Here is a 22,916-nt window from a genome sequence, read left to right on the forward strand (position 1 = left end):
ACAGTTACGACCGGAACTTATCAATCCGCTTTCTGCGGGGCTTTATTGACGCCCTAACGGGCAATTCGGACAGTAGTGATCATGGTCGTGATCACGGTCTTTTAGGAAAAGGTCCGAATTGCCTTTGACCTACCACCGCCTCAGGTCGATGGCCAAGCCCGTCTTCCCTGGCGGGATGGTGCAGTGGCGCAGCTCACATTGCCGGTTTCGCCGCCGATGACGGCTTGTGTCCGGACGGCTACCGATTGAGCGCCGATCGCCCGGAGTCGGCGGGGGTGCTCGCGGCCGCCCGGGTCCGGCCGCCCGGACCCGGGCGATCCCGGTGGGTGGCGGACCGTGTCGCGGGAGTCACCGGAGGGTCGCCCGAAGATCGTGAACGTATGCACGCGGACCTCTTCCCGAGCGGTCGCGCCGGAGCGTTTCCGTCGCCCGCGAGGGGGTGCTCCGAGCCCTTCGCGGACCCCGGAGTCAGGTGAGGCAAGGCTTACTACCATCCATGTCCAACCATCGCCAATTTGCTTCAGCAGCCATCCGCTTGATAGTGGCAAACCCTCTCCACCAGCCAAAACACCGAGAGATGTCACTTCTGGTAACCATGTGCACGCTTCACGTATGAAGATCACCTCTCATCCGCCTTCATGATCCTTCGCCGGGTGGTGGAGATCACAAGAGTGGTTACCGACCCCGTGTCGCAGATCACAGACCGGCAGGCATAGGATGCGGGGCAGTCGGGCTTGTGAACTGCCTCACATGAACACGATCTTCGAGGCGGCGCGGTAGACGCCCGGTGCGGTCCACTCGGTCAAGGACGACTGGAAGGAGCGAGGAGGGTGAATGCTTACGCGCCCATCCTTGTACTCGGCGCCCTCGGGGCAGGGTTTGCGATCTTCTCCGTGGTCATGGCCACGCTGATCGGCCCCAAACGGTACAACCGGGCAAAGCTGGAAGCGTACGAGTGCGGTATCGAACCCACTCCGACGCCCGCCGGCGGCGGCCGCTTTCCCATCAAGTACTACCTGACGGCGATGCTCTTCATCGTCTTCGACATCGAGATCGTCTTCCTTTACCCCTGGGCGGTCAGCTTCGACGCCCTCGGGCTTTTCGGGCTCGTGGAGATGCTGCTCTTCGTGCTCACCGTCTTCGTCGCCTACGCCTATGTCTGGCGGCGCGGCGGGCTGGAATGGGACTAGGGGCTGAGCTGCCATGGGACTCGAAGAGAAGCTTCCGAGCGGATTTCTGCTCACCACGGTCGAGCAGGCCGCGGGCTGGGTGCGCAAGTCGTCCGTCTTCCCGGCCACATTCGGACTGGCGTGCTGCGCCATCGAGATGATGACCACCGGCGCGGGCCGTTACGACCTCGCCCGCTTCGGCATGGAGGTCTTCCGCGGCTCGCCGCGCCAGGCCGATCTGATGATCGTGGCGGGCCGGGTGAGCCAGAAGATGGCCCCCGTGCTGCGACAGGTCTACGACCAGATGCCCAGCCCCAAGTGGGTCATCTCGATGGGCGTCTGCGCGTCGTCGGGCGGCATGTTCAACAACTACGCGATCGTCCAGGGCGTCGACCACATCGTCCCCGTCGACATCTATCTGCCCGGCTGCCCGCCGCGCCCCGAAATGCTGCTGGACGCGATCCTCAAGCTCCACCAGAAGATCCAGTCCTCCAAGCTCGGCGTCAACGCGGAGGAAGCGGCCCGCGAGGCGGAGGAAGCGGCGCTCAAGGCGCTCCCGCTGATCGAGATGAAGGGGCTGCTGCGATGAGCGACCAGCCACAGGACCGGCCGAACCCGGAGAAGGAGCTGAGCGAGCAGAACCTCCCCGGGCAGCGCGGCGACCACGGCGAGGAGATCCGCGTCCAGCGCGGCATGTTCGGCGCGGGCAACGGCGGCGACACCTCCGGCTACGGAGGGCTCGTCCGCTCGGTCCGGCTGCCCGGCGCGGCGAACCGCCCCTACGGCGGCTACTTCGACGAGGTCGCCGACGAACTGGAGGGCGCACTCGAGGAGCAGGGGCTCGTCCCCGAGCACGCCATCGAGAAGACGGTCGTCGACCGCGACGAGCTGACCTTCCACATCGAGCGCGAGCACCTGCTCCAGGTCGCCCGGACCCTGCGCGACGACCCCGCCCTGCGCTTCGAACTCTGCACCGGCGTCAGCGGCGTCCACTATCCGCAGGACAAGGGCCGCGAACTCCACGCCGTCTACCACCTGCGCTCGCTCACCCACGGGCGGCTGATCCGCGTCGAGGTCTCGGCGCCGGACAGCGACCCGCACATCCCCTCGCTGGTCGCCGTCTACCCGACCAACGACTGGCACGAGCGCGAGACCTACGACTTCTTCGGCCTGGTCTTCGACGGCCACCCCGCCCTCACCCGGATCATGATGCCGGACGACTGGCAGGGCTTCCCGCAGCGCAAGGACTATCCGCTCGGCGGCATCCCCGTCGAGTACAAGGGCGCCCAGATCCCGGCTCCGGACCAGCGGAGGTCGTACAGCTGATGACCACATCCCACGCACCCGCGCGCGAAACCACCGAAGGTCCCGTATACACGGTGACCGGTGGCGACTGGGACGAAGTCGTCCAGGCCGCGGCCAAGACCGACGACGAGCGCATCGTCGTCAACATGGGTCCCCAGCACCCCTCCACCCACGGCGTGCTCCGGCTGATCCTGGAGATCGACGGCGAGACCGTCACCGAGGCCCGCTGCGGCATCGGCTATCTGCACACCGGCATCGAGAAGAACCTCGAATACCGCACCTGGACGCAGGGCACCACCTTCGTCACGCGCATGGACTATCTGACGCCCTTCTTCAACGAGGCCGCCTACTGCCTCGGCGTGGAACGGCTCCTCGGCATCGAGGACCAGATCCCCGACCGGGCGACCGTCATCCGCGTGCTGCTGATGGAGCTGAACCGGCTCTCCTCCCATCTGGTCTGCATCGCCACCGGCGGGATGGAACTCGGCGCCACCACGATCATGATCTACGGCTTCCGGGACCGCGAACTCATCCTGGACCTCTATGAACTGATCACCGGTCTGCGGATGAACCACGCGTACATCCGGCCCGGCGGGCTCTCCCAGGACCTGCCCCCGGGCACCGTGGACCGGCTCCGCGACTTCGTGAAGACCATGAAGAAGAACCTGCCGGAATACGACAAACTCGCCACCGGCAACCCCATCTTCAAGGCCCGTATGCAGGACATCGGCTATCTCGACCTCACCGGCTGCATGGCCCTCGGAGCCACCGGACCCGTCCTGCGCTCCGCCGGACTCGCCCACGACCTGCGCAAGACCGACCCGTACTGCGGCTACGAGACCTACGACTTCGACGTCCCGACCGCGGACACCTGCGACTCCTACGGCCGCTTCCTCATCCGGCTGGAGGAGATGCGGCAGTCGCTCCGGATCATCGAGCAGTGCGTCGACCGGCTGGAGCCCGGACCGGTCATGGTCGCCGACAAGAAGATCGCCTGGCCCGCGCAGCTCGCGCTCGGACCGGACGGCCTCGGCAACTCCCTCGACCACATCAAGAAGATCATGGGCACCTCCATGGAGGCCCTCATCCACCACTTCAAACTGGTCACCGAGGGCTTCCGAGTCCCCCCGGGACAGGTCTACGCGGCCGTCGAGTCGCCCAAGGGCGAACTGGGCGCGCACATCGTCTCCGACGGCGGGACCCGCCCCTTCCGGGTCCACTTCCGCGACCCGTCCTTCACCAACCTCCAGGCCATGGCCGCGATGTGCGAAGGCGGCCAGGTCGCCGACGTCATCGTCGCCGTCGCCTCCATCGACCCCGTGATGGGAGGCGTCGACCGATGACGGCGCACTCGTCCAACCAGGACGTACAGCTGGGGATGCCGCAGCTCCCCGCCCCCGACTACCCGGCCGACGTACGCGCCAGGCTGGAGACGGACGCCAAGGAGATCGTCTCCCGCTATCCCGACTCCCGCTCCGCGCTCCTCCCGCTGCTGCATCTGGTCCAGTCGGAGGAGGGCTTCGTCTCCCGCACCGGCATGCGCTTCTGCGCGGAGACCCTGGAACTCACCACCGCCGAGGTCACCGCGGTCGCCACCTTCTACTCCATGTACCGGCGCAAACCCTCCGGCGACTACCAGGTCGGCGTCTGCACCAACACGCTCTGCGCGGTCATGGGCGGCGACGCCATCTTCGAGGAGCTGAAGGAGCACCTCGGGGTCGGCAACAACGAGACCACCGAGGACGGCAAGGTCACGCTGGAGCACATCGAGTGCAACGCGGCCTGCGACTTCGCCCCCGTGGTGATGGTGAACTGGGAGTTCTTCGACAACCAGACACCCGGCAGCGCCCGCAGGCTCGTCGACGACCTGCGCGCCGGCCGCCCCGTCGAGCCCACCCGCGGCGCTCCGCTGTGCACCTACAAGGAGACGGCGAGGATCCTCGCCGGCTTCCCCGACGAGCGCCCCGGCGCCGTCGCGGCCACCGGCGGCGCGGGCCCCGCCTCGCTGATCGGACTCCGCCTGGCCAAGGGCGAGTCCGCCCCCGCCCGGGTGGTCTCCCCCCGCGGCGAGGCCCCCGAGGACGCGCCGCAGCCGGGCTCCCGGCACCTCAGTTCCCACGACGCACCGCAGCCGACATCGGAATCCGACCCCAGTCACCCGTCGGGGCCGGTCACCGAGGAGGGGGAGTGATGGCCGTGTCCACCGAATACGGAGGCGCAGCCCGGCCCGGATCCGGCGGGGAGAGCGGCCCGGAGAAACTGCTCGCACCGGTCCTCTCCGCGTTCTGGGACGAGGAGGAGTCCTGGACGCTGAAGACCTATCAGCGGCACGAGGGCTACCAGGGTCTGCGCAAGGCCCTCGCCATGGCCCCGGACGACCTGATCGCCTACGTCAAGGACTCCGGTCTGCGCGGCCGGGGCGGCGCGGGCTTCCCCACCGGGATGAAATGGCAGTTCATCCCGCAGGGCGACGGCAAGCCGCACTATCTTGTCGTCAACGCCGACGAGTCGGAGCCCGGGACCTGCAAGGACATCCCGCTCCTCTTCGCCAACCCGCATTCCCTCATCGAGGGGATGATCATCGCCTGCTACGCGATCCGCTCGAACCACGCCTTCATCTACCTCCGCGGCGAGGTCGTCCCCGTACTGCGACGGCTCCACGAAGCCGTACGCGAGGCGTACGAGGCGGGCTACCTCGGCAAGGACGTCCTCGGCAGCGGACTCGACCTCGACATCACCGTGCACGCGGGCGCGGGCGCGTACATCTGTGGTGAGGAGACCGCGCTGCTGGACTCGCTCGAAGGACGGCGCGGCCAGCCCCGGCTGCGACCGCCCTTCCCCGCGGTCGCCGGTCTGTACGCGTGCCCCACTGTGGTGAACAACGTCGAATCCATCGCCTCGGTTCCCGCGATCCTCCAGCGCGGAAAAGACTGGTTCAAATCCATGGGGAGCGAGAAGTCCCCCGGCTTCACGCTCTACTCCCTCAGCGGCCATGTCTCCGGCCCCGGCCAGTACGAGGCCCCGCTCGGGATCACCCTCCGCCAGCTCCTCGACATGAGCGGCGGCATGCGCCCCGGCCACCGGCTCAAGTTCTGGACCCCGGGCGGCTCCTCCACCCCGCTGCTCACCGAGGAGCACCTCGACGTGCCCCTCGACTACGAGGGCGTCGGAGCGGCCGGCTCCATGCTCGGCACCAAGGCGCTCCAGTGCTTCGACGAGACGACCTGCGTGGTGCGGGCCGTCACCCGCTGGACCGAGTTCTACGCCCACGAGTCCTGCGGCAAGTGCACGCCCTGCCGCGAGGGCACGTACTGGCTGGTCCAGCTGCTCCGCGACATCGAGGCCGGCCAGGGCGTCCTGTCCGACCTCGACAAGCTCAACGACATCGCCGACAACATCAACGGCAAGTCGTTCTGCGCCCTCGGCGACGGCGCCGCGTCCCCGATCTTCTCCTCGCTGAAGTACTTCCGCGCGGAGTACGAGGAGCACATCACCGGCGCCGGCTGCCCCTTCGACCCGGCCAAGTCCACCGCTTGGGCCGATCACCGCACGGAGGTGAACGCATGACTGTGACCACGAGCGCTCCCTCCGGGGGCGGGGAGGCGGCGGTGCCGCCCGAGGACCTCGTCACACTGACCATCGACGGCGCCGAGATCAGCGTCCCCAAGGGGACCCTCGTCATCCGCGCCGCCGAACTCCTCGGCATCGAGATCCCCCGGTTCTGCGACCACCCCCTCCTCGATCCCGCCGGAGCCTGCCGGCAGTGCATCGTCGAGGTCGAGGGCCAGCGCAAGCCGATGGCCTCCTGCACCATCACCTGCACCGACGGCATGGTCGTCAAGTCGCAGCTCAGCTCGCCCGTCGCCGAGAAGGCGCAGAAGGGCGTGATGGAGCTGCTGCTGATCAACCATCCGCTCGACTGCCCCGTCTGCGACAAGGGCGGCGAGTGCCCGCTCCAGAACCAGGCGATGTCCCACGGCGACACCGACTCCCGCTTCGACGGCAGGAAGCGCACCTACGAGAAGCCGGTGCCGATCTCCACCCAGGTGCTGCTCGACCGCGAGCGATGCGTCCTGTGCGCCCGCTGCACCCGCTTCTCCAACCAGATCGCCGGCGACCCGATGATCGAACTGATCGAGCGGGGCGCGCTCCAGCAGGTCGGCACCGGCGAGGGCGACCCCTTCGAGTCGTACTTCTCCGGAAACACCATCCAGATCTGCCCGGTGGGCGCGCTGACCTCGGCGGCGTACCGCTTCCGCTCCCGCCCCTTCGACCTCGTCTCCTCGCCCAGCGTCTGCGAGCACTGCTCCGGCGGCTGCGCCACCCGCACCGACCACCGGCGCGGCAAGGTCATGCGACGGCTCGCCGCCGACGACCCCGAGGTCAACGAGGAGTGGATCTGCGACAAGGGCCGGTTCGGATTCCGCTACGCCCAGCAGCGGGACCGGCTGACCACCCCGCTGATCCGCGACACCGACGGCGAACTGCGGCCCGCGAGCTGGCCCGAGGCGCTCGCCGCGGCGGCCGCCGGACTGAGCGCCGCGCGCGGCCGGGCCGGCGTCCTCGCGGGCGGCCGGCTCACCGTCGAGGACTCCTACGCGTACGCCAAGTTCGCCCGGGTCGCCCTCGACACCAACGACGTCGACTTCCGCGCCCGGGTCCACTCCGCCGAGGAGGCCGACTTCCTGGCCGCCGAGGTCGCGGGCCGCGGGCGGGACCTCGCGGGCGACGGCGTCACCTACGCCGAGCTGGAGCGGGCCCCGGCCGTCCTCCTGGTCGGCATCGAGGCGGAGGAGGAGGCCCCGGGAGTCTTCCTCCGGCTCCGCAAGGCCCACCGGCAGCGCGGACAGCGCACCTACGCGCTCGCCACCCACACCACCCGCGGACTGGCCAAGGCGGGCGGCGTGCTGCTGCCCACCGCGCCCGGCACCGAGACCGAGTGGCTGGACGCGCTCAGCTCCACCGTGGGACTGGACGGCGACGGCACGGCCGCCGCCGACGCCCTGCGCACCGAGGGCGCGCTCATCGTGGTCGGCGAACGGCTCGCGGGCGTCCCCGGCGGACTCACCGCCGCGGTCAGGACCGCGACCGCCACCGGCGCCCGGCTGGTGTGGATCCCGCGCCGGGCCGGGGAGCGCGGCGCGGTCGAGGCGGGCGCGATCCCCTCGCTGCTGCCCGGCGGCCGGCCCGCCGCCGATCCGCGGGCCCGCGAGGAGACAGCCGAGATCTGGCGGCTGCGGGAACTCCCGCGGCGCCACGGCCGGGACACCGCCCGGATCGTCGAGGCGGCCGCCGCCGGAGAGCTGGCCGCCCTGCTGGTCGCGGGCGTCGAGATCGCCGACCTGCCCGACCCGGACCGCGCCCGCGAGGCGCTGGACGCGGTCGGCTTCCTGGTCTCCCTGGAGCTGCGGCCCAGCGAGGTCACCGAGCGGGCCGACGTCGTCTTCCCGGTCGCGGCCGTCGCCGAGAAACCGGGCGCCTTCCTCAACTGGGAGGGCCGGGCGCGGATGTTCGAGGCCGCGCTCAAGCCCGAGCAGATGACCCGCAGGGTCGCCCCGGGCGACGCCCGCGTCCTGCACATGATCGCCGACGAGATGGACATCCCCTTCGGGCTGCCCGACCTCCTCGCCGTCCGCCGGGAGCTGGACCGGTTCGGCGCCTGGCGCGGGCCCCGCGCGGGCGGACCGATGGAGTCCGCGTCGCCGCTGCCCCACGCGGGCGAGGGCGAGGCGGTCCTCGCCGGCCACCGGCTCCTGCTCGACCAGGGACTGCTCCAGCGCGGCGACACGGCCCTCGCGGGCACCCGCCACGAGGCCGTCGCCCGGCTCTCGGCCGCCACGGCGGCCGAGACCGGCGTCGAGGACGGCGGCGAACTCGCCGTCACCGGCCCCTCCGGCACGGTACGGCTGCCGCTGAGGATCACCGAGATGCCCGACCGGGTCGTCTGGCTGCCGATGAACTCGGCGGGCGGCGGCGTCACGGCGGACACCGGGGCCCACCCCGGCGAGCTGGTCCGCATCGGAGCGGCCGCCGCGCAGGACGACACGGCGCAGGCGCCGGAGGTGCACGCATGATCGCCGGGGCTCAACTCGCCGAGGTGCAGCTGCTCGCGGCCGAGGACCTCTCGCTGTTCGGCCGCGACCCGTGGTGGCTCGTCGCCCTCAAGGCCGTGTTCTGCTTCGCCTTCCTGATGGTCACCGTGCTGTTCTCGATCGTCTGGGAGCGCAAGGTCGTCGCCTGGATGCAGCTGCGGATCGGCCCCAACCGGCACGGCCCCTGGGGCCTCCTCCAGTCCCTCGCGGACGGCATCAAGCTGATGCTCAAGGAGGATGTGATCGTCAAGCGCGCGGACAAGGTCGTCTACGTCCTCGCCCCGATCATCGCCGCGATCCCGGCCTTCATGGCGATCGCCGTCATCCCCTTCGGACCGGCCGACAACCAGGTCTCGATCTTCGGCCACCGCACCACGATGCAGCTCACCGATCTGCCGATCGCGATGCTCTACGTCCTCGCGGTCGCCTCGGTCGGCATCTACGGCCTCGTGCTCGCCGGCTGGTCGTCCGGATCGACGTACCCCCTGCTCGGCGGATTGCGCTCGGCGGCGCAGATGATCTCCTACGAGATCGCCATGGGCGCGGCCTTCGCCTCCGTCTTCCTCTACTCCGGATCGATGTCGACCTCCGCGATCGTGGAGGCGCAGGCGGACCGCTGGTACATCATCCTGTTGCCGGTCTCCTTCATCATCTACATCATCACCATGGTCGGCGAGACCAACCGGGCCCCGTTCGACATGCCGGAGTCCGAGGGCGACCTGGTCGGCGGCTTCAACACCGAGTACAGCTCGATCAAGTTCGCGATGTTCATGCTGGCGGAGTACGTCAACATGGTCACCGTCTCCGCCGTCGCGGTCACCCTCTTCCTCGGCGGCTGGCGCGCCCCGTACCCCGTCTCCGCCTTCTGGGAGGGCGCGAACCAGGGCTGGTGGCCGATGCTCTGGTTCGTCCTCAAGGTCCAGCTGCTGCTGTTCTTCTTCATCTGGCTCCGCGGCACGCTGCCCCGCGTCCGCTACGACCAGCTGATGAAGCTCGGCTGGAAGGTCCTCATCCCGGTCTCGGTGGTCTGGCTGATGCTGGTGGCGACCGTCCGCGCGCTGCGGAACGAGAACTACGACTTCCAGCAGATCCTGCTCTACGTCGGGGGCGCGGTCATCGCCGTACTGCTGCTGTCCTTCGTCGCGGACATGTTCAGGGGCAAGAAGGAACAGGCGGCCGGCGCGGCGGAGGAACCCCCCGTCGCCTTCGATCCGATGGCGGGCGGATTCCCGGTGCCGCCGCTGCCCGGACAGACCCTGCCGCCCGTGCCGCGCAGGCGTCCGCGCCGTGAGCGCGAGCTGATTGTCAGTGGCGGGTCCGACACTGTGAGTGATGGCCCTCGTGACGGAAAGGAGGCTGACGGTGTCTGAGGAATCGGAAAGCACATTCCAGAACCCGGTCGCCGGCTTCGGCGTGACCTTCAAGGCCATGTTCAAGAAGCGGCTGACCGAGCAGTACCCGGAGCAGCAGAAGGTCACGGCGCCGCGCTTCCACGGCCGGCACCAGCTCAACCGTCACCCGGACGGGCTGGAGAAGTGCGTGGGGTGCGAGCTGTGCGCCTGGGCCTGCCCGGCCGACGCCATCTATGTGGAGGGCGCGGACAACACCGAGGAGGAGCGGTACTCCCCGGGCGAGCGGTACGGCCGCGTCTATCAGATCAACTACGCGCGCTGCATCCTCTGCGGACTCTGCATCGAGGCCTGCCCCACCCGCGCGCTGACGATGACCAATGAGTTCGAGCTGGCCGACAGCTCCCGCGAGAGCCTCATCTACACCAAGGAGCAGCTGCTCGCCGGTCTGGAAGAGACCATGGTCGACTCGCCGCACGCGATCTACCCCGGCATGGACGAGTCGGACTACTACCGGGGCCTGGTGACCGAGGCCGCGCCCGGCACCGTCCAGCAGACCGCCGTCTCCAAGGAGGAGAAGGACGAGGAGGTGGACGCATGACCGGCCTCAGCGGTCTGAACACCCTGGCGGCGAGCACGACGTCGACCGGTGAGGCCGTCCAGTTCTGGGTGCTCGGCACCGTCGCCGTGATCGGCGCGCTCTGTACGATCCTGATGCGGCGGGCCGTGCACAGCGCCCTCTGCCTCGCCGGGACCATGATCATCCTGGCGGTCTTCTATCTCGCCAACGGCGCGTACTTCCTCGGCGTCGTCCAGATCGTCGTCTACACCGGCGCGATCATGATGCTCTTCCTCTTCGTCGTCATGCTCGTCGGCGTCACCGCCGCCGACTCCCTGACGGAGACGCTCAAGGGGCAGCGCTGGCTCGCCGCCCTCTGCGGACTCGGCTTCGGCGTCCTGCTGATCGCCGGAATCGGCAACGCCTCGCTGAACAGCTTCAACGGACTCGGCGCGGCGAACACCGCCCACGGCGGCAATGTCGAGGGGCTCGCCGCCCTCATCTTCACCAAGTACGTCTTCGCCTTCGAGATCACCGGCGCGCTGCTGATCACGGCGGCCGTCGGCGCGATGGTGCTCACCCACCGGGAGCGCACCGAGCGGGCCAAGACCCAGCGGGAGCTGGCCGAGGAGCGCGTCCGCGAGGGCAAGCAGCTCCCGCCGCTGCCCGCCCCCGGCGTCTACGCCCGGCACAACGCGGTGGACATCGCCGGTCTGCTCCCCGACGGCACCCCCTCCGAGCTGACCGTCATCAGCACCCTGCGGGAGCGCGGCCAGATCCGCGATGTGTCGGCCAAGGCGCTGGACGATCTCAAGGCGCTGGAGCGGCGGTCGGAGGACCGGCTCGGACGCCACGGCTCCGGCGGCCCGGCCGGCTCCGCCGAGGATCCCGCCGACCGTGACCGGGACCGGGACGGCGACCGGGACGAAGAGGAGGCCACCCGGTGAATCCGGTCAACTACCTGTACCTCGCGGCGCTGCTGTTCACCATCGGCGCCGCCGGGGTCCTGATCCGGCGGAACGCGATCGTCGTGTTCATGTGCATCGAGCTGATGCTCAACGCCTGCAATCTGACGCTCGTCGCCTTCTCCCGGATGCACGGCAATCTGGACGGCCAGATCATCGCCTTCTTCACCATGGTCGTCGCCGCCGCGGAAGTCGTCGTCGGTCTCGCGATCATCGTGTCCCTGTTCCGTTCCCGCCACTCGGCCTCGGTCGACGACGCCAGCCTGATGAAGCTGTGAGGGGCTGAATCGTGGAGAACCTGATTGCGCTGCTCGTCGCCGCGCCCCTGCTCGGAGCGGTGGTGCTGCTGTGCGGGGGGCGGCGGCTCGACCGCACGGGACACTGGCTGGGCACCGCGCTCGCCGGCGCGTCCTTCCTCGTCGGCGCGGTGCTCTTCGCCGACATGCTCGGCAGGGCCGCGGACGACCGAGCCCTGCACCAGCGGCTGTTCAGCTGGATCCCCGTGGAGGGCTTCCAGGCGGACATCGCCTTCCATCTCGACCAGCTTTCGATGACCTTCGTCCTGCTGATCACCGGTGTCGGCACCCTGATCCACATCTACTCCATCGGATACATGGAGCACGATGAGCGCCGCCGCCGCTTCTTCGGCTATCTGAACCTGTTCCTCGCGGCGATGCTGCTGCTCGTCCTCGCCGACAACTACCTGCTGCTGTACTTCGGCTGGGAGGGCGTCGGCCTCGCCTCGTACCTCCTCATCGGCTTCTGGCAGCACAAGCCGAGCGCGGCGACGGCGGCGAAGAAGGCCTTCCTGGTCAACCGGGTCGGCGACATCGGTCTGTCGATCGCGATCATGCTGATGTTCACCACCTTCGGCACCTTCGCCTTCGGCCCGGTCCTCGGCTCGGCCGACGCGGCCGGCGAGGGCACGCTCACCGCGATCGGTCTGATGCTGCTCCTGGCCGCCTGCGGCAAGTCCGCCCAGGTGCCGCTGCAGTCCTGGCTCGGCGACGCGATGGAGGGCCCGACCCCGGTCTCGGCCCTGATCCACGCGGCCACCATGGTCACCGCCGGCGTCTATCTCATCGTCCGCTCCGGAGCGATCTTCAACGCCGCACCGGACGCGCAGACGGTGGTCGTGGTGGTCGGCGCGGTCACCCTGCTCTTCGGAGCGATCGTCGGTTGCGCCAAGGACGACATCAAGAAGGCGCTGGCCGGCTCGACCATGTCGCAGATCGGCTACATGATCCTGGCGGCCGGTCTCGGCCCCATCGGCTATGTCTTCGCGATCATGCACCTGGTGACGCACGGCTTCTTCAAGGCCGGGCTCTTCCTGGGGGCCGGTTCGGTCATGCACGGCATGAACGACGAGGTCGACATGCGCAAGTACGGCGGCCTGCGGTCGTACATGCCCATCACCTTCGTCACCTTCGGCCTCGGCTATCTCGCCATCATCGGCTTCCCCGGCCTCTCCGGCTTCTTCTCCAAGGACATGATCATCGAGTCCGCCTTCGCCAAGGGCGGCGCCGAGGGCTGGATCCTCGGCGGGGTGACCCTGCTGGGCGCGGCCATCACCGCGTTCTACATGACCCGGGTGATGCTGATGACCTTCTTCGGCGAGAAGCGCTGGCAGCCCGACGCGGAGGGTCACGAGCCCCATCCGCACGAGTCCCCCCGGAGCATGACGATCCCCATGATCGTCCTGGCCTTCGGGTCGGTCTTCGCCGGAGGCTTCTTCGGCATCGGCGACCGCTTCCTCAACTGGCTGAAGCCCGTCACCGGTTATGACCACGGGCACCCGCCCATCAGCGCGGCCACCGTCACCGGGGCCACCGTCGTCGTCCTGCTGATCGGCGTCGCCGCCGCCTGGCTGATGTACGGACGCCGGCCGGTGCCGGTCACCGCGCCGCGCGGCTCGCTGCTCACCCGGGCCGCCCGCCGCGACCTCTACCAGGACGACATCAACCACGTCGTCCTGGTCCGCGGCGGCGAGCACCTCACCCGCTCCCTGGTCTATGTCGACCACACCCTGGTCGACGGCGTCGTCAACGGCACGGCCGCCTCGGTCGGCGGACTCTCCGGCCGGATGCGCAAACTGCAGAACGGCTACGCCCGCTCGTACGCCGTCTCGATGTTCGGAGGTACGGCGATCCTGATCGCCGCGACCCTGCTGATGAGGGCGGTGTAACCGCAATGTCCTTCCCGCTCCTTACGGCGACGGCGGTGGTCCCGGCGCTCGGCGCGATCGTCACCGCCGCCGTGCCCCCGGCACGGCGCTCGGCCGCGAAAGTGCTGGCGCTGGTCTTCTCGCTGATCACCCTGGTGCTGGCCGCCGTCGTCTTCGTCCGGTTCGACCCCGGCGGCGACCGCTATCAGCTCACCGAGTCCCACTCCTGGATCGCGGACTTCGGCGTCCGCTACGAACTGGGCGTGGACGGCATCGGGGTCGCGCTGATCGCGCTGACCGCCCTGCTGATCCCCTTCGTGATCCTGGCCGGCTGGAACGACGCCGAGCCCCAGGAGACCGGCAGCGGCCGGTGGCGGCCGACCCAGGGCTTCTTCGCCCTGATCCTGATGGTCGAGGCGATGGTGATCCTCTCCTTCGAGGCCACCGACGTCTTCCTCTTCTACATCCTCTTCGAAGCCATGCTGATCCCGATGTACTTCCTCATCGGCGGCTTCGGCGACCGCGCCCACGCGGGCAGCGACCAGAACGCGGCGGCCCAGCGGTCGTACGCGGCGGTCAAGTTCCTGCTCTACAACCTGGTCGGCGGACTGATCATGCTGGCCGCCGTCATCGGTCTCTACGTGGTCGCGGGGAGCTTCTCGCTCACCGAGATCGCCGAGGCGCGGGCCGGCGGCGAGCTGACCATGGCGACCAACACCGAACGGCTGCTGTTCCTCGGCTTCTTCTTCGCCTTCGCCGTCAAGGCCCCGCTGTGGCCGCTGCACACCTGGCTGCCCAACGCGATGGGCGAGGCCACCGCGCCGGTCGCGGTGCTGATCACCGCCGTGGTCGACAAGGTCGGCACCTTCGCCATGCTGCGCTTCTGCCTCCAGCTCTTCCCGGAGGCCTCGAAGTGGGCCACCCCGGTGATCCTGGTCCTGGCGCTGATCAGCATCGTCTACGGGGCGCTGCTCGCGGTCGGCCAGCGCGACATCAAGCGGCTGATCGCCTATGCCTCGATCTCGCACTTCGGCTTCATCGTCCTCGGCATCTTCGCGATGACCTCCCAGGGCCAGTCGGGCGCGACGCTCTACATGGTCAACCACGGGATCTCGACCGCCGCGCTGATGCTGGTGGCGGGCTTCCTGATCACCCGGCGCGGCTCGCGGCTCATCGCGGACTACGGCGGAGTGCAGAAGGTCGCCCCGGTGCTCGCGGGCACCTTCCTCATCGGCGGACTGGCCACTCTCTCGCTGCCGGGGCTCGCGCCGTTCGTCAGCGAGTTCCTGGTCCTGGTCGGCACCTTCGCGCGCTATCCGGTCGCCGGGATCATCGCGACCTCCGGCATCGTGCTGGCCGCCCTCTACACCCTCGTCCTCTATCAGCGGACCATGACCGGCCCGGTGAAGGCCGAGGTCAAGTCGATGCCCGATCTCAAGCCCCGTGAGCTGGCGGTGATCGCGCCGCTGATCGCGCTCCTGATCTTCCTCGGCGTCTTCCCGAAGCCGCTGACGGAGATCGTCAACCCGGCCGTGGAGCACACGATGTCCGACGTACAGCAGAAGGACCCCCGGCCCGAGACGGAGGCGGCCAAGTGAGCGCCACCGCTGTCCACAGCCTGTGGACGACCGCCGCCGAGCCGATCGACAAGATCCAGGCCCCGGACATCGAGTACGGCCAGCTGGCCCCGATCCTGATCGTCGTGGGCGCGGCGATCCTGGGCCTGCTGCTGGAGGCGTTCCTCCCGCGCAAGGCGCGCTATCAGGCACAGGTCACCCTGACCGTGATCGCGCTCGCCGCGTCCTTCGCCTCCATCATCGCCCTCGCGCAGGCCGGTTACGGCACCACGAAGGCGAACATCGCCGCGATGGGCGCGATCGCGATCGACGGGCCGACGCTCTTCCTCCAGGGCACGATCCTGCTGGCCTCCGTGGTGGCCGTGCTCACCTTCGCCGAGCGCAGGCTCGATCCGGAGACCCATGGGACCCGCATCGACTCCTTCGTCGCCCAGGCCGCGTCCGTGCCCGGCAGCGACAGTGAGAAGGCGGCCGTCAGGGCCGGCTTCACGACCACCGAGGTCTATCCGCTGGCGCTCTTCGCGATCGCCGGCATGCTGGTCTTCCCCGCGGCCAACGATCTGCTGACGCTCTTCATCGCGCTGGAGGTGTTCTCCCTCCCGCTCTACCTCCTCTGCGCGCTCGCCCGGCGCAAGCGGCTGCTGTCGCAGGAGGCCGCGGTGAAGTACTTCCTGCTGGGCGCGTTCTCCTCGGCGTTCATGCTCTTCGGCATCGCGCTGCTCTACGGATACGCGGGCTCGGTGGCCTACGCCCGGATCGCGGAGGTGGTGGACGGCAGCGTCCGCACCATCGACCCGGCGCTCGCCGACACCATGGGCAATGACGCGCTGCTGCTCATCGGCGGCGCGCTGATCCTGATGGGTCTGCTCTTCAAGGTGGGCGCGGTCCCGTTCCACATGTGGACCCCGGACGTCTACCAGGGCGCGCCGACCCCGGTGACCGGCTTCATGGCGGCGGCGACCAAGGTGGCCGCGTTCGGCGCGCTGCTGCGGCTGCTCTATGTGGTGCTGCCGGGGCTGCGCTGGGACTGGCGACCGGTGATGTGGGCGATCGCGATCGTCACCATGCTGGCGGGCGCGATCGTGGCGATCACGCAGACGGACATCAAGCGGCTCCTGGCGTACTCGTCCATCGCGCACGCCGGGTTCATCCTCGCGGGCGTCATCGCGGTCACCCCGGAGGGCGTCTCGTCGGTCCTCTTCTATCTGGGCGCCTACTCCTTCGTGACCATCGGGGCGTTCGCGGTGGTCACCCTGGTCCGGGACGCGGGCGGCGAGGCGACGCACCTGTCCAAGTGGGCCGGGCTCGGCAGGCGCTCGCCCCTGGTGGCGGCGGTGTTCGCGGTGTTCTTGCTGGCCTTCGCCGGGATCCCGCTCACCTCCGGGTTCTCGGGGAAGTTCGCGGTCTTCAAGGCCGCCGCCGAGGGCGGCGCCGGGGCGCTGGTCGTGGTCGGCGTCATCGCCTCCGCGATCGCCGCCTTCTTCTACATCCGGGTGATCGTGCTGATGTTCTTCAGCGAGCCCAAGCCCGACGGGCCCACGGTCGCCGTGCCCTCGGCGATGACGAGCACCGCCATCGGGGTCGGTGTGCTGGTGACCCTGGTGCTGGGCGTCGCCCCCCAGTACTTCCTCGATCTGGCGGGCCAGGCGTCGGTGTTCGCGCGGTAGTCACCGCCGCCCGGACGCGCACGGCGGTCCCGGCCGCCCGGACGCGCGCGGCGGTCCCGGCCGCCCGGACGCGCGCGGCGGTCCCGGCCGCCCGGACGCGCGCGGCGGTCCCGGCCGCCCGGTCGCGTGGCGGTCGCGCCGTCCGGCTGTGCACGGCGAAGGGCCCGGCTCCCCCAGGAGCCGGGCCCTCGCGCCGGGGACGCGCCGCTCAGGCGGCGGGGGAGGGCGCGATCCGGCCCGTGACCTCGCCCAGACCGACCCGTACGCCGTCCGGGCCCGGCGCCCAGGCCGTCATCGTCACCACATCGCCGTCCGCCAGGAAGGTCCGCGCGCCCTCGGGCAGCGCGAGCGGGTCCCGCCCGTTCCAGGTCAGTTCGAGCAGGGAGCCGCGCTGGTGGACCTCGGGCCCGCTGACCGTCCCGGAGCCGAACAGATCGCCGGTGCGCAGGGACGCGCCGTTCACCGTCATATGGGCCAGCTGCTGGGCGGCCGTCCAGTACATCGTCGCGAAGGGAGGCTCGGAGACCACATGTCCGTTCACCGCCACCGTGATCCGGATGTCGAAGCCGCCCCGCTCCTCCTCGGCGGAGTCGTCCAGATACGGCAGCACCGGCACATCCCGCGCGGGCGGCGCGGTCCTGGCCGCCTCCAGCGCCTCCAGCGGGGTCACCCACGCCGAGACCGAGGTGGCGAAGGACTTGCCGAGGAACGGTCCGAGCGGGACGTACTCCCAGGCCTGGAGGTCGCGCGCCGACCAGTCGTTGAGGAGCGAGAGACCGAAGACATGCTCCCGGAAGTCCCCGAGGGCCACCGGGCCGCCGGGGCCGGAGGGGACGCCGACGACGAAGCCGACCTCCGCCTCGATGTCGAGCTTCACCGACGGGCCGAAGACCGGCGCGGGGTCGGCGGGCGCCTTGCGCTGCCCCCGGGGGCGTACGACGTCGGTGCCGGAGACGACGACCGTGCCGGAGCGCCCGTGGTAACCGATGGGCAAATGCTTCCAGTTCGGGGTCAGCGCCTCGCCGTCCGGGCGGAAGATGCGGCCCACATTGGTGGCGTGGTGCTCGCTCGCGTAGAAGTCGACGTAGTCGGCGACCTCGTACGGCAGCCGCATGGCGACCGTGTCGAGCGGGTGCAGCAGCGGCTCGACGGCGGCCCGGTGGGCGGGCACGGTCACCCAGCCGGTCAGCGCCCGCCGCACATCGCGCCAGACGGTGCGCCCGGCCGCCAGCAGCGGCTGGAGGCTCGGCCGGTCCAGCACGGCGGCGTACGGGGAGCCGAGGGCGCGGGCGGCCGCGCCGGCGTCGAGCACATGGTCCCCGAGGCGGACGCCGACTCGGGGTCGCTCGGGCTCGTCGGCCGTGGTGAAGACGCCGTACGGGAGGTTGTGCGGGCCGAAGGGATCGCCCTCGGCCGGATCGAGCGGGCTCTGCTCGGACATCGGTGCCTGCCTCGCTTTCCACGTTGTGGGGACACGTTACGTGGGGGACGCCCCCGCCCGGCAGAGTGCGATCATCCGGTCAGCCGGGGGATCCGGCGCTCCCAGGTCCGGTGGAAGACGATCTCCCGCCCGTCCCGGCAGACCGCCTCGTCGCGTACGAGGAAGTCGTCCGCGTCGCAGGAGAGGTCCGAGCGGGTCTCCACGGTGACGTCCCAGCCCGACTCCGGTCGGTGGAGCCGTACCGTCCGTTCGGCGTGCGCCCGGGCGGAGTGGGGATCGCGCTCCTGGACGGAGCGGATCTCCCGGGCCTCCTCGGTGAGTTCGAGTCCGTCGGGGAAGACCCGGGTCCCGGCGGGCTCCGGCCGGACCTCCTGCCGCCAGACGCCGGCCGCGGGATCGCGGATCAGCAGCCGGGCGGGCGGCGGCTCGTCCAGCGTCGCGGGGGCGCTGACGCCGAGCGGCTCGAACAGCTCCGGCTCCGGGAGCCGGACCGGCTCGCCGGGCCCGTCGGGGACGGGGAGTTCGAGCCGGGAGCCCTCCGGTTCCAGCACGAAGCCCGCCGATCCCGGCTGCGGCCAGACCCACGGCCAGTACGCCGAGCCGACGGCGAGCCGGATCCGGTGACCGGGCGCGAAGGTGTGCGCGGCGGCGCTCAGCCGGACGACGACCTCCTCGGCGGCCCCGGCGGGCCAGGCGTGCGCGCGTTCCGTGCCGTGCCGGGCGGCGAGATTGAGCACGCCCGTGGTGACGGGCGCGGACGAGCCGTCGGGCGCGAGGTCGCAGAGCCGGACGACCGCCTGGCCGTGCGGGACGTCCAGCCGCAGCCGCAGGACGACCCGGGGGCGGCCCAGCACGGTGACCGGCTCCGCGCCGACCGGGAAGTCGAAGCAGGCCGCGTACGCGTCGTCGGCGCGCTGGTCGCCCGGGGGACGGCCGGCGGGCAGCAGCAGCGGTCCGGCCTCCGCGCCCGTGGACTGGGGCGGGTCGACGGTCCGGGGCGCGCCGTGCAGCGGGTGGCGGAGGGGCGTGGCGCGCGGCGGCCACACCCGGTGTCCGGTGTCGTGGCCGCCGGGGCTCCGGACGCGCAGCGCCGGGTCGGCCGCCACCCCGTTGTCGACGCCCTTGAGGTGGTGGTCCCACCAGCGCAGGGTCTCCGGGAGGAGGCCGATGGCGGCCGGCGGGGCTCCCTCGTCCGGGTAGGCCGGCGGCCAGGGGCCGATCAGGCCGCGGACGCGGTCCGGGGGCAGTTCCTCCAGCAGCCGCAGCACGGTGTCGCGGTGCGGGCCGTAGCGGCCGGCCACGGCGAGCACGGCGGCGCGTACGGAGGATCCGGCGACCGTCTGCCGTTCCCAGAAGTCGTCGCGGATCTGGTGGGCGAGCCAGGTGTGGGCGGCGGGTTCGACGTCCTCCAGCCGGGCGAGCCACATCGCGCGCCAGGAGGGTCCGGCGTAGGCGGGGTCCGGCGGGCGGCAGACGGACGAGAGCGCGTCGGCGGAGCGGGAGAGCAGGCCCTCCGCCACCGATCCGCCGAGCAGACATCCGCCGTCCTCGTACGGGTCGCCGTCGGCGCCGACCGCGACCACGGCGGCGAGGGGCTCGGGCGCGAGGGCCGCCGTCCGCAGGGCGAGGCCGCCGGCCGGGCCGAGGCCGAACATCCCCGTCCGGCCGGTGCACCAGGGCCGGGTCGCCAGCCATTCGATGACGTCGACGGCGTCGGCGAGGGCGGCGGGCCCGCCGGGGGCTCCCGCCGAGGCCGGATGGCCGGGTCCGCCCCCGCTGTTGCCGTGGCCGCGTACGTCGACCCGGACGGAGGCGTAGCCGTGTCCGGCGTACCAGGGATGGCGGCGGGCGTCGCGTGGGGCGGTTGCGTCCGTCAGTCTTTCCGGCGAATACTCCAGCAGCGCGGGGACAGGATCAGAGGTGATCGGCCGCCAGACGCGTGCATACAGCATCGTGTCGTGACGGACGGGAATCCGGATGTCGTCGCGGCGCACGTCGTGGGGGAACTGCGGGCGATGGCGCATGGCTGGGCCTCGATGCACGGCTGTGCCCCCGCCTCCGGAGCCGTCGCCCGGCCTGTCTCCACGCCTGGCCACCGATCGCGGCGAAAAGGGCTACTTCGGGTCGTATGTGCTGATCACGAACATACCGGCGGCGGCGGGAAGGCGCTCATGGTGATCGAAACGCGACCGGATACGCTGACTTGAGTGAATCCACCGACACATCGACAATCCGTGTGATTATCAGCAGACAGGAGACCACCTCGTGACCGTCGTCGGGCCGTTCGGGCTGAGCGTGCGGGACCAGGCTCTTGAGGCCGATGTCCAGAACGGACTGTCCGCCGTGGAGGCGGGCCTGCTCGATGCCACCAAGAGCGAGGTGCCCTTCATCACGGAGGCCGCACAGCATCTCGTACGGGCCGGGGGCAAGCGCTTCCGTCCTCTCCTGGTGATGCTCGCGGCCCAGTTCGGCGATCCGTACGCCCCCGGTGTGGTGCCGTCGGCCGTCGTGGTCGAGCTGACCCATCTCGCGACGCTCTACCACGACGATGTGATGGACGAGGCCGAGGTGCGGCGCGGCGTGGACAGCGCCAACGCCCGCTGGGGCAATTCGGTGGCCGTGCTGACCGGCGACTTCCTCTTCGCCCGCGCCTCCCACATACTGGCCGACCTCGGCCCGGAGGCCGTCCGCGTCCAGGCCGTGGCGTTCGAGCGACTGGTCACCGGTCAGATCCTGGAGACCGCCGGGCCGCGCGACGGCCGTGAGCCGGTGGAGCACTACCTCGATGTGATCGGGGGCAAGACGGGCTCCCTGATCGCGGTCTCCGGCCGGTTCGGCGCGATGATGTCGGGCGCGGACGAGGGCGTCGTGGACATCCTGACCCAGTACGGCGAGCGGCTCGGCGTCGCCTTCCAGCTCGCCGACGACGTACTCGACATCGCCAGCGACTCGCACGAGTCGGGCAAGACGCCCGGCACGGATCTGCGGGAGGGCATTCCGACGCTGCCGGTGCTCCATCTGCGCGCGCGGGCCGAGGCGCACGCCCTCCCGGAGGACCTGGAGCTGGTGGCCCTGCTCGACGGGGACCTCTCCGACGACGCCCGGCTCGCCGAGGTGCTGCGCCGACTGCGGGAGCACCCGGCGCTGGAGCAGGCCCGGCGGGACACCGTGCGGTACGCCCAGGAGGCGCGGGCGATGCTCGCCCCGCTGGCCGAGTGCTACGCGAAGTCGGCTCTGGAGGAGCTGTGCGACGCGGTGGTGCACCGCGCGGGCTGACCGTTCGCGTTGTGACTCAGGTCACATTATTGGATTGAGTCCAGATTCAGATCCACTCCGTACTCATGCCCGGAAGCCTACGCAAGGGGCGTAGGCACCAGTACGGGGAGATGTACTGATGAAGCGGACCAAGACCAGCCATCGGCGTTTTTCAGCGCTTATCGGCGTCACCGCTGTGGCGGCGGCCGCCGGAGTGGGCCTCGCCGTCCTGCCGGCCCTCCCGGACGGCGGCGGGGACGGCGCGGGCCGGGGCTCCGGGAACCAGGCCGGGCCCGCGGGCGTCGACCGGGCCGGCTACGCGGGGCGCGGCGACGGCGGCCGGGCGAGCCACGCCGGACACGGCGACGCCGGTTCCGCCGTGATCGCCGAGGGCACGGGAGAGCGGACCTCCTCCACCGCGACCGCCCTCTTCGTGGCGAGCCTCGACGGAGCCAATGAGGTGCCCGTGAAGGGAGGGCCCGCCGTCGACGACCGCGACGGCCAGGCCCTGCAATTCGTGAAGGTCCAGGGCGACCGCGTCTCGGTCGCCGTCAAGTTCCGCGGCACCGACCGCCCCACCGCCCTCCACATCCACCAGGGCGCACGCGGGACCAACGGCGGTGTGAAGATCGACTTCACCGGGCTGCTCGCCCGGGGCGGCGGCGAACTCAAGGGCTGGACCGGCACGGTCACCGGCGCCGTACGCGTCAAGGACAAGGCCCTGCTGAAGAAGTTCACCGCCGGGCCGAACGGGTTCTACGCCAATCTGCACACCGCGCGCTTCCCCGGCGGAGCCGTCCGGGGCCAGTTCCACCGGGTGAACACCGCCTTCCCCTTCGACCGCGCCCTCCACAACTTCCAGGCGTCCGTCGTCAGGGGCAAGCAGATCTACCAGTGCAAGAAGGCCAAGGGCGGCGGGTACTCCTTCCAGCAGCGCGACGTCAGCGCCGTTCTGGGCGGAGCGATCTCCCACTCCTTCGTCGCCCCGAACTCCGGCGCCCCGCGATGGGTCGCCGCCGACCGCAGCGCCGTCACCGGAAAGCTCCTCCGCAGTGTGCCGAACGGCAGGAAGAACATCGCCGAGCTGCACCTCAAGGCCGAACAGGCGGGCAAGAAGAAGGGACGGCTCGCCACCGTCCGGGAGATCTTCCGGCTGAACACCACGGGCGGCGTCGCCCCCGCGGGTCGCTGCGCCAAGGGGGCCGTCACCGGCGTCTCCTACGGCGCCGACTACGTCTTCGTCCAGAAGTAGCCGCCGCCGTCGGATCGTCCCGAGGACCCGGCGTCTCCCCTACGGGAACGGGGAGGCGCCGGCCCGCGCCCTCATCCCAGAGCAGTACGGCAAGTTGCTCCCGGGGAGTGACGCGTGCGGT

At 70.5% G+C, this 22,916-nt stretch carries 18 protein-coding genes; 16 read left to right on the forward strand and 2 right to left on the reverse strand.

Going from position 1 to position 22,916, the window contains the following annotated elements; translation table 11 throughout:
- Nucleotides 1-830 precede the first annotated feature (830 nt).
- The 14 genes from ACF089_RS32915 to nuoN are packed head-to-tail and all read left to right on the forward strand — an operon-like array spanning nt 831 to nt 16,847.
- Entirely contained in the window at nt 831-1,190 is a 360-nt protein-coding gene (locus ACF089_RS32915; RefSeq protein ID WP_003956195.1) for an NADH-quinone oxidoreductase subunit A, read from the forward strand.
- A 13-nt stretch (nt 1,191-1,203) separates the two neighbouring features.
- Nucleotides 1,204-1,758, forward strand: a complete 555-nt coding sequence (locus ACF089_RS32920; RefSeq protein WP_344483305.1) for an NADH-quinone oxidoreductase subunit B family protein — start codon at nt 1,204-1,206, stop codon at nt 1,756-1,758.
- Nucleotides 1,755-2,495 carry an NADH-quinone oxidoreductase subunit C gene (locus ACF089_RS32925; RefSeq protein ID WP_392034844.1) on the forward strand — a complete coding sequence of 247 codons (741 nt, stop codon included), beginning with the start codon at nt 1,755-1,757 and terminating at the stop codon, nt 2,493-2,495. Before ACF089_RS32920 ends, ACF089_RS32925 begins: the two co-directional genes overlap by 4 nt.
- Nucleotides 2,495-3,817, forward strand: coding sequence for an NADH-quinone oxidoreductase subunit D (locus ACF089_RS32930; protein ID WP_392034847.1), 1,323 nt, complete (start codon nt 2,495-2,497; stop codon nt 3,815-3,817). The genes ACF089_RS32925 and ACF089_RS32930 overlap by 1 nt, the downstream gene beginning before the upstream one ends.
- Nucleotides 3,814-4,665 carry an NADH-quinone oxidoreductase subunit NuoE gene (gene nuoE / locus ACF089_RS32935; protein ID WP_392034850.1) on the forward strand — a complete coding sequence of 284 codons (852 nt, stop codon included), beginning with the start codon at nt 3,814-3,816 and terminating at the stop codon, nt 4,663-4,665. The genes ACF089_RS32930 and nuoE overlap by 4 nt, the downstream gene beginning before the upstream one ends.
- Nucleotides 4,665-6,041, forward strand: coding sequence for an NADH-quinone oxidoreductase subunit NuoF (gene nuoF / locus ACF089_RS32940; RefSeq protein WP_392034853.1), 1,377 nt, complete (start codon nt 4,665-4,667; stop codon nt 6,039-6,041). The genes nuoE and nuoF overlap by 1 nt, the downstream gene beginning before the upstream one ends.
- Nucleotides 6,038-8,548, forward strand: coding sequence for an NADH-quinone oxidoreductase subunit G (locus tag ACF089_RS32945; protein WP_392034855.1), 2,511 nt, complete (start codon nt 6,038-6,040; stop codon nt 8,546-8,548). The genes nuoF and ACF089_RS32945 overlap by 4 nt, the downstream gene beginning before the upstream one ends.
- Nucleotides 8,545-9,936, forward strand: coding sequence for an NADH-quinone oxidoreductase subunit NuoH (nuoH, locus tag ACF089_RS32950; RefSeq protein WP_392034858.1), 1,392 nt, complete (start codon nt 8,545-8,547; stop codon nt 9,934-9,936). Before ACF089_RS32945 ends, nuoH begins: the two co-directional genes overlap by 4 nt.
- Complete coding sequence (gene nuoI / locus ACF089_RS32955) at nt 9,929-10,516, forward strand: NADH-quinone oxidoreductase subunit NuoI (protein ID WP_392034861.1); 588 nt, start codon at nt 9,929-9,931, stop codon at nt 10,514-10,516. The genes nuoH and nuoI overlap by 8 nt, the downstream gene beginning before the upstream one ends.
- Nucleotides 10,513-11,421 (forward strand): NADH-quinone oxidoreductase subunit J, encoded by a 909-nt coding sequence (locus tag ACF089_RS32960; protein WP_392034864.1) that lies wholly within the window; start codon nt 10,513-10,515, stop codon nt 11,419-11,421. Before nuoI ends, ACF089_RS32960 begins: the two co-directional genes overlap by 4 nt.
- Nucleotides 11,418-11,717: an NADH-quinone oxidoreductase subunit NuoK gene (nuoK, locus tag ACF089_RS32965; protein ID WP_392034867.1), complete on the forward strand. Its 300-nt coding sequence runs from the start codon at nt 11,418-11,420 to the stop codon at nt 11,715-11,717. The genes ACF089_RS32960 and nuoK overlap by 4 nt, the downstream gene beginning before the upstream one ends.
- A gap of 11 nt (nt 11,718-11,728) precedes the next feature.
- Nucleotides 11,729-13,624, forward strand: coding sequence for an NADH-quinone oxidoreductase subunit L (nuoL, locus tag ACF089_RS32970; RefSeq protein ID WP_392034870.1), 1,896 nt, complete (start codon nt 11,729-11,731; stop codon nt 13,622-13,624).
- A gap of 5 nt (nt 13,625-13,629) precedes the next feature.
- Nucleotides 13,630-15,201 carry an NADH-quinone oxidoreductase subunit M gene (locus ACF089_RS32975; RefSeq protein ID WP_392034872.1) on the forward strand — a complete coding sequence of 524 codons (1,572 nt, stop codon included), beginning with the start codon at nt 13,630-13,632 and terminating at the stop codon, nt 15,199-15,201.
- The gene (nuoN, locus tag ACF089_RS32980; protein ID WP_392034874.1) at nt 15,198-16,847 is read left to right on the forward strand and encodes an NADH-quinone oxidoreductase subunit NuoN; all 1,650 of its coding nucleotides are present in this window, start codon (nt 15,198-15,200) and stop codon (nt 16,845-16,847) included. Before ACF089_RS32975 ends, nuoN begins: the two co-directional genes overlap by 4 nt.
- Nucleotides 16,848-17,055: 208 nt before the next feature.
- On the opposite strand, the gene fahA is transcribed toward nuoN, so the two are convergent.
- The gene (gene fahA, locus ACF089_RS32985) at nt 17,056-18,288 is read right to left on the reverse strand and encodes a fumarylacetoacetase (RefSeq protein WP_392034877.1); all 1,233 of its coding nucleotides are present in this window, start codon (nt 18,286-18,288) and stop codon (nt 17,056-17,058) included.
- Nucleotides 18,289-18,359: 71 nt separating this feature from the next.
- Nucleotides 18,360-20,312, reverse strand: coding sequence for a CocE/NonD family hydrolase (locus ACF089_RS32990; RefSeq protein ID WP_392034880.1), 1,953 nt, complete (start codon nt 20,310-20,312; stop codon nt 18,360-18,362).
- 241 nt (nt 20,313-20,553) lie between these two features.
- Between ACF089_RS32990 and ACF089_RS32995 the strand changes: the two genes are divergently transcribed.
- A complete protein-coding gene (locus tag ACF089_RS32995; protein ID WP_392034883.1) occupies nt 20,554-21,564 on the forward strand; it encodes a polyprenyl synthetase family protein in 1,011 nt (336 codons plus the stop codon).
- Nucleotides 21,565-21,682: 118 nt separating this feature from the next.
- Nucleotides 21,683-22,795 (forward strand): CHRD domain-containing protein, encoded by a 1,113-nt coding sequence (locus ACF089_RS33000; RefSeq protein WP_392034886.1) that lies wholly within the window; start codon nt 21,683-21,685, stop codon nt 22,793-22,795.
- The last annotated feature ends 121 nt before the right edge of the window (nt 22,796-22,916 follow it).

It is taken from the genome of Streptomyces sp. NPDC014894 (assembly GCF_043080985.1).
Taxonomy (GTDB): Bacteria; Actinomycetota; Actinomycetes; order Streptomycetales; family Streptomycetaceae; genus Streptomyces.

What these genes read in the sequence shown, in the direction of transcription:
- ACF089_RS32920 (WP_344483305.1), top strand. Translation starts at nt 1,204, where the DNA reads ATGGGACTCGAAGAGAAGCTTCCGAGCGGATTTCTGCTCACCACGGTC.
- ACF089_RS32925 (WP_392034844.1), top strand. Translation starts at nt 1,755, where the DNA reads ATGAGCGACCAGCCACAGGACCGGCCGAACCCGGAGAAGGAGCTGAGC.
- ACF089_RS32930 (WP_392034847.1), top strand. Translation starts at nt 2,495, where the DNA reads ATGACCACATCCCACGCACCCGCGCGCGAAACCACCGAAGGTCCCGTA.
- nuoE (WP_392034850.1), top strand. Translation starts at nt 3,814, where the DNA reads ATGACGGCGCACTCGTCCAACCAGGACGTACAGCTGGGGATGCCGCAG.
- nuoF (WP_392034853.1), top strand. Translation starts at nt 4,665, where the DNA reads ATGGCCGTGTCCACCGAATACGGAGGCGCAGCCCGGCCCGGATCCGGC.
- ACF089_RS32945 (WP_392034855.1), top strand. Translation starts at nt 6,038, where the DNA reads ATGACTGTGACCACGAGCGCTCCCTCCGGGGGCGGGGAGGCGGCGGTG.
- nuoH (WP_392034858.1), top strand. Translation starts at nt 8,545, where the DNA reads ATGATCGCCGGGGCTCAACTCGCCGAGGTGCAGCTGCTCGCGGCCGAG.
- ACF089_RS32960 (WP_392034864.1), top strand. Translation starts at nt 10,513, where the DNA reads ATGACCGGCCTCAGCGGTCTGAACACCCTGGCGGCGAGCACGACGTCG.
- ACF089_RS32975 (WP_392034872.1), top strand. Translation starts at nt 13,630, where the DNA reads ATGTCCTTCCCGCTCCTTACGGCGACGGCGGTGGTCCCGGCGCTCGGC.
- fahA (WP_392034877.1), bottom strand. Translation starts at nt 18,288, where the DNA reads ATGTCCGAGCAGAGCCCGCTCGATCCGGCCGAGGGCGATCCCTTCGGC.
- ACF089_RS32990 (WP_392034880.1), bottom strand. Translation starts at nt 20,312, where the DNA reads ATGCGCCATCGCCCGCAGTTCCCCCACGACGTGCGCCGCGACGACATC.
- ACF089_RS33000 (WP_392034886.1), top strand. Translation starts at nt 21,683, where the DNA reads ATGAAGCGGACCAAGACCAGCCATCGGCGTTTTTCAGCGCTTATCGGC.